Source organism: Coprobacillus cateniformis, assembly GCF_009767585.1.
Taxonomy (GTDB): domain Bacteria; phylum Bacillota_I; class Bacilli_A; order Erysipelotrichales; family Coprobacillaceae; genus Coprobacillus; species Coprobacillus cateniformis.
The window spans coordinates 1,101,199-1,114,882 of record NZ_WSNW01000001.1; the positions used below are offsets into that span (position 1 = coordinate 1,101,199).

Genomic DNA, 13,684 nt, shown 5'->3' on the forward strand with positions numbered 1-13,684 from the left:
AGCAGTGCTCCTTTTTTAATAGTGCATTTTTTCTGGAATGACACCACGAATACCACCTTTAGGATCAGTTGTATCCCCCTGATATCTTGGAATCAAATGAATATGTAAATGCATGATAGATTGACCAGCCATTTCACCACAGTTCATTCCAATGTTATAGCCATCAGGATGATATTGGTTATCTAGCATACGTTTTGCAATGTCAACCAATTCAAATAATTTTATACGCAAATTTTCATCTGCTTCAAAGAAATGAGTCACATGTTTTTTTGGAATAATCAGCATATGTCCAAGACTTACAGGATTTTCATCGTAAATCGCATAGCCAGCATCATTTTCTAAAACAAATTCTTTTCTTTCACAGAACAAACAACTCATGAATTCACCTTACAAACTTCAATATTCTTTCCAAGGAGGTATTCTTCAACTTCACTAGGAACATCTGAATCTGTATAAATACAGTCAACATCTTCTGTTCTTAATAAATTGACAACACCTTTTTGATGGAATTTCACTGAATCAGTCACAATAATAACCTTATCAGCCTGTTTTGCCATATCTCTGACAGCTTCACTTCTCATATAATCATTTCCTGTAAAGCCAGTTTCCTTCGTAAATCCATCAGTTCCTATAAAGAGTTTATCAACATAGAACGCTTCAGCACATTTTCTTGTAATGGGTCCAACCATGACTTGTGATTCATTTTGGTATTCCCCACCAAGTAAAATAATCTTAACTGTCCCTATCTTTCTAATATAATCAGCAATAAATGCAGAATTGGTAATTAAAGTGACGTCTTTTTTTGTTTGCGCAATTTCTAAAGCCACCAGTGCGCAGCATGATCCAGATTCAATCATCACAGTTTCACCATTTTGAATGCTTTCTACTGCTTTTTGTGCAATTCTTTGCTTACTATCATAATGATATGCCAAACGATTATTGATATCATCACTATCATTTAATGTCGCATAGCCATGTTCTCTAATAATAATGCCACTATTTTCTAATGAGACCAAATCTTTCCTAATCGTAACCTGCGAAACATCTAGCAATTCAGATAATTTTGTGACTTCCATTTTCTTATGTTCTGTTAATAATTCTAATATTTTTGAATGTCTTTTATTCATTTTATCACTCTTTTCTTCTATTAGAATAGCACATAAGACTTTCATTTACAATAAAAAGCACTTTCGTTTTATCTGAATACATCACAAAATGAAACAAATATCTCTTTTATTTTAAAACAGTAAAGAACTAAGAGCGCCTCTTAGTTCTTTACAACAATCTATTCAATAACAGCTTGTTCTTTTTGGTAAGCCATACTATCTTGTTTCTTAAAAAATGGATAGTATACAGCAACTGATACTGCAAGGATAACGATTTGAACGACTGCGCCTTGCCATCCTCCAACAAGTAATCCCGAAATAACCATTGGTGTACTCCATGGCAGTAAAACACCTGAGAATGGTTGTAAGAATCCAATAGCAATTGCTCCATAGACAATAAGTGCTGCCAAAACAGGGACAACAATAAATGGGATAAACATAATTGGATTCATAACTATTGGAAATCCAAAGACAACAGGTTCATTAATATTGAACAATGCTGGAAATATTGAAACTTTTCCAAGTGATTTATATTGTTGTGACTTAGCTGTAAATAACATGGCTGCCACAATACCAAATGTAATTCCTGAGCCTGACAAAATCAAGAAACTGTCTAAAAATTGTTGTGTGACAATATGTGCACCCTGACCAACAACAAGTTCTCCTGAAGAACGAAGTAATTCACTATTAGCAAGAGCATTCGCAGTCAATAAAGATGTCACAACCCCATTGACAACACTTTGTCCATGCACACCAAACCACCATAAAAGTGAGATAAACAATGCGGTTCCAATAGCTCCTGGTAATGAATCTGATAAACCTTGTAATGGAACTTGTAATGCTGAATAAATCCATTCAATAAATGTTCCTCCAGTTGTCACTTTAAAGACAATATAAACAATCATTGAAAGTAAGAAAATAACAATCGCTGTATTGTTATACAAGGCAACAATTAAGAAATTGCATGATACACAAACATACAACAACTAGAAAACAAGTCAAATGGAATATAGAATTCTTTGTGAAAATGGCTAATATCAGTAGGATATCATCCAGTTGAGTGTACAAGTATAAATAATAAAAAAAGAAGATGTAAATCTCCCACACATTTAGGAACTTTATTTTTATCTTCATTTTTTATAGCTCAATCATTTACTCATTATCAATCAAGAGTCATATTTTGAAATGCCCTTTTGAATTAAAGATAGCCAAATAATATTAACAATACAATTGTCATAACAAATCCTATAACACCTGATGCTATAACATACAACACTTTCTGATATGGTCTTTTGCCATATTCACGATTTCTTTCGATTTCATCAAGACGTTTTCCATCTGCAAAAGCAACAATTTCTTTATAAGTTTGGATATCATATACTTTCTTTTGCTTTTCAACACGCAATGCATAATACATCGCTACAGCAAAGAGTATAACCCATAATACAATACCAATATAACTATTAACCATGAAAAATAATGGTACAACAGATAGTATTGTAACAATGAGCAATATTGTAAAAATAATGCCATCTTTATGAAACCTTTGAATGTCTTCATTTCTAATGTGTTCTTTCATTTCCTCTAAATCTCCTTTGACTAGAATATCTAGAGAAATACCAAACAATGTACTCAACAAAACAATACTATTAATGTCAGGATAGTTTTTTCCAGTTTCCCTTAGTTAAAGATATGAACCCTCTTTATCAGTCTACTTTTCCAATAAATCGGTAGTATATCTCTATTTCCTGTATTCTTTCGTTCTCCTCATTCGTTGTTGCTTCGTGAATAAGGATTTTTTCTATCATTGCATTTAATAACGGTGCTGTCAGTTCCTTTGGTACGGAATACTCCTTGATTAACTCAATCCACTTTTCAGCACCTATCATATCCTGTTCCATTTTACTTAATTCTTCTCTTAGGTTGGTTATCTGCTGTTCAAGTTCTATCTGCTCTTTTTGATATTTCCCCGACAGCATGATGAAGTTTCGTTCCGTTATCTTCTCACAGGCTCTATCTTCATACATTTTTGCAAATAAACGGTCAATCTCATTTTGTCGGTTCTCGGCTTTCTTCAAGGCACTTGCCTTTTTCTTCTTTTCCCGTATTCGCTCTGCATTGCCGACTTTCTGTATTTTGTTCAATACCTTTTCTTCGTCCTGCTGTACTGCCTTAGCCCAATACTGCAATCGTTCCAATACAGCTTGATACAGCACATCATAGCGGATATAGTGCATAGAACAATAACCTTTGCCAAACTGTCCGTAGAAACTACAAGAATAATAACTATACGGTGTTTTATTTGCCTTATTTGTCGCAAACCTCATAGACCAGCCACAATCCGCACACTTGACAAGCCCTGCAAATATCGGCGTTGCCTTTTCCTTTGTCTGTCTACGCCTTGATTTTATCTGCTCCTGCACACGATAGAACACTTCCTTGTCAATAATCGGTTCGTGCGTGTTTTCTACTCGAAACCATTCGCTTTCGGGCTTTCGTACTTTCTTCTTGCTTTTGAAAGAAACGGTTGATTGTCGATTATGAACGCTGTTTCCGATATAGACTTCACTTTTCAATATCGCCTTTACATGAGCAATCGTCCACTCATAACGCTTGCTTTCGGGCTTTCCCTCAAAGATATGAGCAAAAGTACCGTACCTTGTAAAATTCAACCAAGACGCTGTCGGGACTTTTTCTTCTCGCAGTATTTTTGTGATTTTGGCACTACCGTAACCTTGATAGGCTAGAGAGAAGATTTTTTCAACAATCCATTTTGTTTCCTCATCAACCAACAGTTTCCCTTTGATGTCGGGGTGTTTCTTATATCCTAACGGAGCATAAGCCCCATAATACGCACCCTCTGCAAATTTCGTCTTAAAGGCTGATTTCACTTTACGGCTCGTATCTCTTGCCACCCATTCATTGATGATGTTCTTAAATGGTGCAATCTCACTTTCGCCTTTTTCGCTGTCCACACCGTCGTCAATCGCTATGTAACGGACATTATGGCTGGGAAAATACAATTCTGTATATTGTCCTGTCATAATATAATTTCTACCAAGTCGTGATAAGTCTTTTGTTACAACACAGTTGATTTTTCCTGCCTCTATATCCTCAATCATTCTTTGAAAACTCGGTCTGTCAAAATTTGTTCCCGACCAGCCGTCATCAATATATTCATCAATCACATTCAAATGATGTTCTTTTGCATATAGACGCAACATACTTCTTTGTGTGGTAATGCTGGAACTTTCGCCCTGTAATTCATCATCTCGGCTTAACCTAAGATAAAGTGCAGTATTGTAAATCTGTTGTTTCATTGTCAGTTATCCTCCTTTATAACTAACCCGTGTTTACAATACCTGCTTGCAAGTAAAGTATAACACGGGTACTTTTTGTCATTCAATCTATTTCTTACAACTGCACCGATTTTATGCGATTGTCTGCTTTGCTTTTTCCAACATGACATCAGTTAGAAGTTCTTCCATTGTCTTTCCCTTTTCGGAGAAATGCTCTTTTACAACAATCTTTGTCTTTCCTCTGTTGCCAATGCCACACTTGTTATTTTTCTTTTGAATTGTTTTTACAGCATTATCAATAACACATACCCCCTTTCTGTAAAATCTTTCTAAGCAATTCAACGGCTTTTGTCATAGCCCACAGGACTTCCACCTCTGCATAGTTCTTATGTAGCCGTACCCATTGCGTGCGACGCTTTTAACGCTCAAGCTGTGGCTGTACGGGAGTATCATTATCTGACAGCACAGGTCATGGCGATAAAAGAGGACAAATCTTTTACAAGAACACAGATAGGTTGTCGCTCACTTTTGCAGGAGAAAGGTCATGGCGTATCTGTTTCAACGGCTCGCTGTCTGTCAAAGGTATTGAATTGCTTTATTCAGTTGTCAAAGAGCGATTGAAAGAAGAAAATCATCTTTCCTATATATCGCGTTGGAAAAGAGTAAAAGCGTAACCAATATTCAAAACTTTTTTCTTTTCTTGTACCATATAGGGAAAGAAATTGTCATTCTGCTAAGTTGATGATGAAAAGATTTCTTTTCACACCCTAACTACCTATGCAATACCGTTACTGCCAACTATGAAATGAAAGATTTTGTTTGCTCCATATAGGGAACGACAACTACCAAATGTTAAGTTGAGAATGAAAATATTTTCTTCTTTTCACATCAACACTCAACTGCTAATACCTGTTTGAATACAAATTGAAGATACTTTGTCTTCTTTCACATAACACTGTCCACTCATCTTGAATTTCCGACATTTTTTCAAAACTTTTCTTCTTTCACTCCATATAGGGAATGGAAACCTTGATTTGATGACCTATTTTCAAAAAAAGTTAGATTTCCTTTTCTCGTACCATATCTGTACACAAGTTGATGTTTTGTTGCAGATATTTTGAAGAAATTAAAAAATACCGTCATTCTCTTGTGGGACAGCGGTATCTATGCGTTCTTCTATGGTTGATTTTTCTAATTGTAATAAGTGTTTATGCTTATCTTTGAGTTCTGCCTGCTCAATCATATCTTTCAGTATCGTTGTATGATTTTCTCTGTCTAATGCTTGTACCATTTTTATGGTTGGTGCAACCTGTCTTTGTAACCAATGTAATGCCTTTTGTAAAGTATAAGGTTCTGGTTTAGTCGTTAATCGTATCGGCTCTCTATTTTCCCCTATAAACCATGCCCAATCATCATTTGTTTCCCATTGACTTTTCGGTTTATCATCTTCTCTATCAACAAAGCGGACATAATGATTGATGATAGAAAAAGCGGTGCGTTCAGCGTCCCGATAGGTCAGTAAATCTACAACCGCATAATAGGCTCGTTCATTCTTCATGCGTATTTCAAAACGGTTCTTGATTTCTGTATCTTCAACTTCTATGCCATTTTTGACATACTGCTCGTAATTTTTCTGATAGGCACACATATATAACTCACTACTGGTTGAACCGAGATATAAGGTTTCTCCTGTATTCTTTGGTAAATCGCTACCACATTTTTCCGTACCGCTGTAATCTTTCTGCATACGAAAGTAGGAGATACATTCGCCAGCCTTGTATTTTTCCTTTAACTTTGGAATATCTAATATTCCTGCTTTATCATTGATTGCCAAGTCAAGTCGTTTCATCTTACCACCTGCCGTTAAACAATCCAGCATAAAGTCATACCATGAGCGTTCCTGTGCCAATAGATAACTTTCCATTTGCCGACACCCTCTGCCTTTTAGTTCTAATAAAACACCTAAATGCTCTTGCATGGAACACATGATGTTGATGTCGCCTAAAACATATTTGCTTTCATATCCGTATTTTCCAAAATCTTCATAAAGCATATAATCGGCTTTTAGTTGTAATACTTCACGAATAATCTTTAATGCGTCTGTCGTAGGAAAGCGGACACGGAAGTAATCAATCAACAGAAATAGTGGTTCTTGCGGATTGAAACGCTCAATCTGTTTTTCTATCGTTTGTTTTAGTTCAGCAGAGGGAACAACAGTCCCATTCTCTATCTGGTTAAAATATGTACGACTGATACCACAGGCAACAGCAAGTTTTCTTTGTGTTACTCCATATTCTTCACGCTTTTGTCTTAATTCTTCTATAAAGTTTTTATCATTCATTCTTCAATTCCTCCAATCAAAAAAGGCAACTACCATATTTGATAATTGCCTATACTTAAATTTCCGCAAAAGAAAAGACAATCAATTTCTCGTTTGAAATCAACTGTCTTTCCTATGTCTTATTCAATTTTTATGTATTAAATGAGTGCTTTTTAGTTAACACCCTATTAAAAGCGATTTTACCTTGTAAATACAGCGTTTTCCGCTTAGTAGTGTATATTGTTTCTTGTTTTTTGTGCCCCCCTTGTTAGATAACGGGGGCTTAGAAAGCTCGCTTCGCTCGCATAACCGACAAAGTGAACCAGACACTCGCCAGCAGGCTGGCGTGGCGATATGTCTCACGACCGCCACCGTGTCTGGATCACTCCGTCGGTGTATTATTAATCAATAGCAAATTACATCTCGTTCTATTTCCTCTATTATTTCAGGAGCTATATCTACTAGGTCTAAAGTATAAACAAAATTTAACCTTGGGTTGAAAATTCCTAATCTTGTAATGTTTTTATATACTTTTTGACCCGAATGTTGCCCCATAATCCAATACATTAACAATTGTAAAGTGTGTTTGTTAGTAGGTTTAGATTTACTTACTTTAAAATCCCAAAGTGTATCAACAGTTAAGTAATCACCATCTCCTGTATCAACTGTATCCGTATAACCATTAGGTTCAAAAGTAAAACCATCTTGTATTATAGGACCAAATTCTTCCCAAAATTTAACACTTCTTTCAACCATTATTTTAATATTTTCAATGGTTTCTAAATCAGGATTAGTATCTTCAGCCCCTCTTGCCGTCATTGCTACCATAGGGTTTCTATACCAAACATCATATGTAACCATTTTGCACGCATTAATAATAGAAATATTATCTAATCCTTTAATTTCCATCAATAATTTTTGAGCAGTTTTTAATGTGTTTTTTTGTTTAAATATATCCTCTGCTACCTTTGCTCCCATACAAGATATTTTAAACGCTTCTACAACATCAGTTCCCATAATAAATCTAGTTAAATAGTCAACAGCCATACCAATTACAGAAGCATGAATATTTTCGTGTTCATTTAAAATTTTACCATCATCTATTTTTTGTAGTTTAAATTGTGAGGGTTTGATATATCCACCTCTAGGTTGTTTTATTTTTGTTATTCTTTGTGTGACTGAACTCATATGCAGAGTACCTCCTTCCAATTATTAAGCAAATATATAACCACCATTTGCAATATCAATACAAATCTCTATGTTTTCCTCTGTATTTGACACTATATAACCTTGAACAATGATTTTATCTTCTCCATTTTGTTCGTATATCGTAGGCATTATGTCTTGATTAAGTTTCGCTTGTGAGAGAAAACGTAATAAATGATTTTTATCTAAATTTTCCCCAACTAAAACAACTTTTTTATTTGTTTTTTTATCCCTAAGTCGTGCTGATAAAAAATTTTTTTGATTTCTATATTCTTCTATATAACATTCTAATTTTATCTGTTCGTGCATCTCTTTTCTCCCTTTTCTGCCAGTTAATTCATCATATGTAAACCATATATCATAGGCTTTTTATTCATTATATCACTATATTATTCCAGAGTCATTTCTTTTCTGCTTTTGAAAAATTACTTATCTGTCTATGATTCGTAAAGGGTGCTAAGCATTGCTTACGCAACAAGCCCTTGACAAACCATAGGCAGATAAGTTTAGGATAATCAAGCAGAAATGAAATAGTCCGTTGTTTCAAGACAATCGAGTAGGGTGAAATAAATCACCCTCTCACACCACCGTACGTACGGTTCCGTATACGGCGGTTCGTTTTATTTTCAAAGCGTGTCTCTCTATATAGTAGTCTAAACAACTGACTAGTCCTTTTTGGGCTAGTTTTTCTTTTGATATTGCTCTTATCACACATGTCTTGGTTACTACCCATTGATAATGGTCTCCCATATACGATGTCTGTCTTGCTCTATCTTTTGAAATCCCAAGCTTTTGTAATCCCCACTGTCGCTTGCTGGGAACTTTCCACTGCTTCCATATAATTACTCGAAGTCTTGTACGAAGATGTTTATCTATATTCATCATATGTGTTTTCATATTACATATGGAATAATAGTTTATCCATCCTCGTATTACTTGGTTCAGTTGTCTTATCCTTTCATTTAAAGCCATTGTGTTCTTTCTGATTGTTAGCTGTTTCAGTTTCCTCTTAAATCGTTGTATGGAACTTGCGTGTGGTCTTGCACAATATTTCTTATCTTTTGTATCATAATAAAATCCAAAGCCTAGATATTTTAATTTGTTAGGTCTTGTGATATGCGTCTTTGTCGCATTCACTTTCAGTCCCAATTTGTGTTCAATCCACTTTGTGATTGTATGCATCACTCTGTTCGCACTGGCTCTACTTTTTACCGCTATCACGCAGTCGTCTGCGTATCTGGTAAAGTGTAATCCTCTGCTTTCTAATTCTTTGTCTAATTCATTTAGGATAATATTACTTAATAATGGCGATAGGTTTCCACCCTGTGGTGTTCCCTTTTCACTCTTTTCATATTTTCCGTTTATCATGATACCTGCTTTAAGATATTTTCGTATGAGCGACTCTGTATCTCCATCATTTATGATGATGTGTACATAACTCATCAATTTATCCTGTGGCACGTTGTCAAAGAATTTCTCTAAGTCAATGTCTACTATCCATTCATATCCATCATTGATATATTCCAATAATTTATTTATGGCCTGCTCACAACTCCGATTTGGTCTGAATCCATAACTATAATCCGAAAAGAACGTTTCACATATTGGGCTTAATACTTGTACCATTGCCTGCTGGATGATTCTATCCATTACCGTTGGTATCCCCAGATTTCTAGTTCCTCCATTCGGTTTTGGTATTTCAACTCGCTTTACTGGCTGTGGTTTGTACTTCCTTTCTGTGATTTCTGCTCTGATACTTTCCCAGTTTTCTTTTATATAAACATAGGCATCCTCAATCGTTATTTCATCAATTCCGCTTGTTCCTTTGTTCGCTTTTACACGTTTATAGGCTTTGTTCATATTTTCTCTGTTCAGTATCTTTTCTAATAGTTCTGACATACTTTGTGCACTCCTTTCCTTTCCGCTTTCTTACAAATCATCATACGTGTTTTGGATATTTGCTCATTTACGTTTTCACTCATATCCTTGTCTGATTATTGTAAGAAACATACATTTTGCTCGTGCGATTAAAACGTTCAGTCCTTCAGTATCTCTACCTAATATGACCTCTGCTGACTTCTCATTGTTCGTTGTTACTACTCCTCGACTGCCCGTCGTTCTACGTCTCGCCTACTGAGTCAATGAGACCTCGCGGGGTAAGTCACATATCTTTCCTCGTTTACTTATCTGATTTACGCCATTAGGTTACGGTTATCTTTTGGACTTTGATGCTTCATGCCATCTCATCCGCTAATGCCGCCTTATTATCAGCCGTCTGAATTTAATGTTCAGACTTCCTGTCCGTTAAGCCACGATTTCGCTATTGCTTCCTCTCTCCCATACCTCACGATATGAAACTTGCAAGTCGCTCTTGGGTTCGTCGATAACTACGCCCCGAGGGATTTTCACCCTAGATATGTGGCATGCCCGCCACACACGAAAAAGAGATACCAACACACTTATGTGGTATCTCTAGCTTAGTAATAATATTCTTTTCTCTGCAAGCAGGTAAACACAGGTTATTCCTTAATATCCTTTTGTTTGGGAAACTCCCTTACCTTTTAATGAAGTTGCCAATTTAAAAAGAGTGTCATTCCTAGTTCCTTCAACGATCTTATCTTTTTCATAGATGTAAACTGTTCTCATTTTTGGCTTTTCATTTTCTATAAACTGATATACTGCTTCATTTGCCATAGCAATTGGGATATCTTTTAATATCTCGTATTTCTTAACACCAAGATTGCTCCCAGCCCCCACAACATATCCATGTTCACCTCGGATATCAATTCCGCTATATAAACCAACCTTACATCCTACTTCCTTATCTACTCGATAATATAAATGGAATCCATTATTTGGCGTTTTTACAGTAAATGTTTGTGGAAAATCATTTATATATGATTTGATTGTTTCTTCACCATTCTTATCGTTTTTATGATCTACATCGATTACGATCAATCCATTCCCTGTCCTTACTCCAATGTTAAAGTCTTTATTACGATTCCACCAACTATGGATTTTCTTTTCATCGTTACTAGCTTCTATCAACCAAGAGGTGATAACTTGTCCACTTTTAGTATTTTCTTGTAATGGAAATACCAATAGGCCTAAACCAAGATATTTCTTTGCATAATCTAATTTATCCACTCATGTCACCTCTAAAAGATTTCAACATCAATAAATGGATCATCAAATTCTGGAATATCATCTTCACCTTTTTGACCTTCTACTATAGGAAAATATGGCTTTAACTCTTTCATCAAGGCAATACATTCTTCTAAAACATCATTAATCTCTTCATCACGTTTCAATGAACATATTTTTTCATATAATCTTTTAAATTCTAAACTTAGACGATCGCTTTCAAATTTTCCACCATTCATCGTTATTTCTTGTTCAAGAAATGTCTTGATAAAGTACTTCCCTCTTGGTAATCCACTTATAGCAATTCTTTCATTTATTTGCTTAGCCTCATTTGAACTAACTCGAAACACCAATGTTATTGGTCTTTTTCTGTTTTTGTTTAATCCTGGCATTCTATTGCTCCTTTCCAAATCGTTCATTAAGCTTATCAGCAATCATTTGTTGCTTATTAGGGTATAAATGTCCATACACCTGTAATGTTGTCTGTATCTTTTCATGACCTAGTCTATTTGATACTGCTAAAATTGGAAATCCCATCTCAATTAATAAAGCTGCATGGGAATGACGAAGATCATGAATTCTAATTTTTTCTAAACCCGCTTCTTTTGCTCCTCTGCTCATTTCCTTTTCTAAGAAAGACTTAGTCACACAAAATACACGTTCATTAGGATCTGGAGAATATAACATATCTAAATATTCCCTAAGATCTTCAACCAAAAAATCAGGAATAGTAATATTTCTCTTGCTTTTAGGCGTTTTAGGATCAGTAATGACATCTCTACTACCTATTCGCTGATAAGATTTATTTATAGAAATATACTTTTGATTCAAATGAAGATCAGAGGGAGTTAAAGCTAATAACTCCCCTAATCTCATACCGGTCCAATAAAAGACTTTAAAGATGATGTAAGATGTTGGCTTATTCATAATTTTTTCTGAGAATCGTACAAACTCATCTTTCGTCCAAAACTTCATCTCTTCAGAGTGACTCTTTCCCATTCCTCCGGCTTTTCTTACTGGATTTTCACTTAGTCCATATAGTTGAACTGCAAAATTGAAGATAGCGCTTAGTTGGTTGTTGATAGTTTTCAAATACGTATCCTTATATCCTTTTGCTATCATTTCATTTTGCCAAGATCTAACTTTTGCTGGAGTAATTTCATTCACTCTAAGATTCGCAAAATAAGGAAGGATTTTTAGATCAATAATAAAATGTTTTGTTCGGACCGTGTTTTCTTTTAGTCGACTTTTCATGTCGTCCATATAAATGTCGATGAAGTCAGAAAATAACATATTAAAATCTTTTTCTTGTTTCTTGATAAAATCATAAGCTGCTCTTTCTGCTTCTTTTTTTGTGTCAAATCCTCTACGTGTGGTTTTCTTAATGTTTCCAAAAGAATCTTTGTATCGAATTTGAATGTCCCATTTGTTAGTTATCGGATTCTTCTTCGCTGTTGCCATTTTGATCATCCTCCTTATTCACGTTTGACTCACTGAAATAAAGAATATCATTTAAATATTCAAAAGGAATTCTACCTCTAATAGTAAGCTTGTTCATTTTTTCTAGTTTTTCATTCGCTTCGTGAATGATTTTGTATGCTTTACTAATAGATACATCTAACATTTCAGCTACATCTCCTGCTCTTAATAAGATTTTCTTTGCCATTGATAATCACCTCGCTTTCTTATGTATTGATTAATATTTGGGACCCATCAGTGATTATCTTTTTATATATTTATATGAGAATCTTATATTTCATATTGTAAAGAGTTCTGTTGGAGTTGTCAACAATTATTTTATATATTTATATAATTTGCTTATATTTTATATATATACTTATTTTTATATGAAATTATGATATAATGATAAATAATACTTAAAAAGGTGGAAGACAATATGAGTTTCGGAAATAGATTACAACAATTAAGAAAAGATATGAACATGACACAAAAAGAGTTTGCTGATTTATTAGAAATTCCTCAGCCTTCTGTATCAGCCTATGAAAACAATAAGAACACACCTAATCAAGATATCCTCGTTACTATTGCAAAAAGATGTAATGTTTCATTAGATTGGTTATGCGAAATATCAAACAACAAAAAATCGATCACATCCATAGATGATGTCATCGACTTTCTATTTGAATTATTAGAAACTAATGAGCTCGGATTTGAAATCGAAGTAAATAGACGTCCATATAATGATATAGAGACCGAAGACGATCGTTACTGCGCACAGCTAACAGTTTACGGAAATGACTCTTATTCCGAAAATGCTACACTAGTAGAAGCAATTAACGAAATCAACCAAGCCTACAATAAGCATAAAAACTATCTAATGGATGATTTATATTATCAAAATCAAAAAGAACTTATCAAAGAGAAATATCAAGCTACTTTAACAAAAGAAAAGCTTCCTGAATTATCTCTAGAAGAACAATCCAAGAAACAATTAGAATATTTACAAAAAATAGTTGAAAAAAACAAAAAATAAATATATTCCTGATCGAATTATGTTAAATAAAGGATTCTATAATTTTCTAAAAAACCATCATATTTTAAAAAAATTAATATATTTTACAATCCATCAATCCTATTTTTCGTAAACC

General features: G+C 34.5%; 15 protein-coding genes. 1 reads left to right on the forward strand and 14 read right to left on the reverse strand.

Going from position 1 to position 13,684, the window contains the following annotated elements; all coding sequences use genetic code 11:
* Window positions 1-15: 15 nt before the first annotated feature.
* The 14 genes from GQF29_RS05640 to GQF29_RS05710 form a co-directional block, all read right to left on the reverse strand.
* Window positions 16-378, reverse strand: a complete 363-nt coding sequence (locus GQF29_RS05640) for an HIT family protein (protein WP_160340747.1) — start codon at window positions 376-378, stop codon at window positions 16-18.
* On the reverse strand, window positions 375-1,127 hold the full coding sequence (locus GQF29_RS05645; protein WP_202086279.1) for a DeoR/GlpR family DNA-binding transcription regulator: 753 nt from the start codon (window positions 1,125-1,127) through the stop codon (window positions 375-377). The genes GQF29_RS05640 and GQF29_RS05645 overlap by 4 nt, the downstream gene beginning before the upstream one ends.
* A gap of 158 nt (window positions 1,128-1,285) precedes the next feature.
* Complete coding sequence (locus tag GQF29_RS05650; protein ID WP_236916393.1) at window positions 1,286-2,050, reverse strand: PTS sugar transporter subunit IIC; 765 nt, start codon at window positions 2,048-2,050, stop codon at window positions 1,286-1,288.
* A gap of 254 nt (window positions 2,051-2,304) precedes the next feature.
* Entirely contained in the window at window positions 2,305-2,685 is a 381-nt protein-coding gene (locus tag GQF29_RS05655) for a hypothetical protein (RefSeq protein WP_236916394.1), read from the reverse strand.
* Window positions 2,686-2,812: 127 nt separating this feature from the next.
* Window positions 2,813-4,426 (reverse strand): recombinase family protein, encoded by a 1,614-nt coding sequence (locus GQF29_RS05660; protein ID WP_008394611.1) that lies wholly within the window; start codon window positions 4,424-4,426, stop codon window positions 2,813-2,815.
* 111 nt (window positions 4,427-4,537) lie between these two features.
* A complete protein-coding gene (locus tag GQF29_RS05665; RefSeq protein WP_008394616.1) occupies window positions 4,538-4,747 on the reverse strand; it encodes a hypothetical protein in 210 nt (69 codons plus the stop codon).
* 784 nt (window positions 4,748-5,531) lie between these two features.
* Window positions 5,532-6,746: a replication initiation factor domain-containing protein gene (locus GQF29_RS05675; protein ID WP_160340749.1), complete on the reverse strand. Its 1,215-nt coding sequence runs from the start codon at window positions 6,744-6,746 to the stop codon at window positions 5,532-5,534.
* Window positions 6,747-7,130: 384 nt separating this feature from the next.
* A complete protein-coding gene (locus GQF29_RS05680) occupies window positions 7,131-7,913 on the reverse strand; it encodes a hypothetical protein (protein WP_160340750.1) in 783 nt (260 codons plus the stop codon).
* 24 nt (window positions 7,914-7,937) lie between these two features.
* Window positions 7,938-8,240 carry a hypothetical protein gene (locus GQF29_RS05685; RefSeq protein ID WP_160340751.1) on the reverse strand — a complete coding sequence of 101 codons (303 nt, stop codon included), beginning with the start codon at window positions 8,238-8,240 and terminating at the stop codon, window positions 7,938-7,940.
* Window positions 8,241-8,510: 270 nt separating this feature from the next.
* Complete coding sequence (ltrA, locus tag GQF29_RS05690) at window positions 8,511-9,830, reverse strand: group II intron reverse transcriptase/maturase (RefSeq protein WP_160340752.1); 1,320 nt, start codon at window positions 9,828-9,830, stop codon at window positions 8,511-8,513.
* Window positions 9,831-10,457: 627 nt separating this feature from the next.
* Window positions 10,458-11,078: a bifunctional DNA primase/polymerase gene (locus GQF29_RS05695; RefSeq protein WP_336603411.1), complete on the reverse strand. Its 621-nt coding sequence runs from the start codon at window positions 11,076-11,078 to the stop codon at window positions 10,458-10,460.
* An 11-nt stretch (window positions 11,079-11,089) separates the two neighbouring features.
* Window positions 11,090-11,467, reverse strand: a complete 378-nt coding sequence (locus tag GQF29_RS05700; protein ID WP_054690477.1) for a plasmid mobilization protein — start codon at window positions 11,465-11,467, stop codon at window positions 11,090-11,092.
* Window position 11,468: 1 nt separating this feature from the next.
* Window positions 11,469-12,536, reverse strand: a complete 1,068-nt coding sequence (locus GQF29_RS05705) for a site-specific integrase (RefSeq protein WP_160340753.1) — start codon at window positions 12,534-12,536, stop codon at window positions 11,469-11,471.
* The gene (locus GQF29_RS05710) at window positions 12,505-12,741 is read right to left on the reverse strand and encodes a hypothetical protein (RefSeq protein WP_054690474.1); all 237 of its coding nucleotides are present in this window, start codon (window positions 12,739-12,741) and stop codon (window positions 12,505-12,507) included. Before GQF29_RS05710 ends, GQF29_RS05705 begins: the two co-directional genes overlap by 32 nt.
* Before the next feature lie 231 nt (window positions 12,742-12,972).
* Here GQF29_RS05710 and GQF29_RS05715 point away from each other — a divergent pair, with 231 nt between their 5' ends.
* Entirely contained in the window at window positions 12,973-13,569 is a 597-nt protein-coding gene (locus GQF29_RS05715; protein ID WP_054689415.1) for a helix-turn-helix domain-containing protein, read from the forward strand.
* Window positions 13,570-13,684: the final 115 nt, after the last annotated feature.

Excerpts from the sequence above, each read along its gene's own strand:
- GQF29_RS05715 (WP_054689415.1), top strand. The coding sequence starts at position 12,973 with ATGAGTTTCGGAAATAGATTACAACAATTAAGAAAAGATATGAACATG.
- GQF29_RS05685 (WP_160340751.1), bottom strand. The coding sequence starts at position 8,240 with ATGCACGAACAGATAAAATTAGAATGTTATATAGAAGAATATAGAAAT.
- GQF29_RS05675 (WP_160340749.1), bottom strand. The coding sequence starts at position 6,746 with ATGAATGATAAAAACTTTATAGAAGAATTAAGACAAAAGCGTGAAGAA.
- GQF29_RS05660 (WP_008394611.1), bottom strand. The coding sequence starts at position 4,426 with ATGAAACAACAGATTTACAATACTGCACTTTATCTTAGGTTAAGCCGA.
- ltrA (WP_160340752.1), bottom strand. The coding sequence starts at position 9,830 with ATGTCAGAACTATTAGAAAAGATACTGAACAGAGAAAATATGAACAAA.
- GQF29_RS05640 (WP_160340747.1), bottom strand. The coding sequence starts at position 378 with ATGAGTTGTTTGTTCTGTGAAAGAAAAGAATTTGTTTTAGAAAATGAT.
- GQF29_RS05700 (WP_054690477.1), bottom strand. The coding sequence starts at position 11,467 with ATGCCAGGATTAAACAAAAACAGAAAAAGACCAATAACATTGGTGTTT.
- GQF29_RS05645 (WP_202086279.1), bottom strand. The coding sequence starts at position 1,127 with ATGAATAAAAGACATTCAAAAATATTAGAATTATTAACAGAACATAAG.
- GQF29_RS05710 (WP_054690474.1), bottom strand. The coding sequence starts at position 12,741 with ATGGCAAAGAAAATCTTATTAAGAGCAGGAGATGTAGCTGAAATGTTA.
- GQF29_RS05705 (WP_160340753.1), bottom strand. The coding sequence starts at position 12,536 with ATGGCAACAGCGAAGAAGAATCCGATAACTAACAAATGGGACATTCAA.
- GQF29_RS05680 (WP_160340750.1), bottom strand. The coding sequence starts at position 7,913 with ATGAGTTCAGTCACACAAAGAATAACAAAAATAAAACAACCTAGAGGT.
- GQF29_RS05655 (WP_236916394.1), bottom strand. The coding sequence starts at position 2,685 with ATGAAAGAACACATTAGAAATGAAGACATTCAAAGGTTTCATAAAGAT.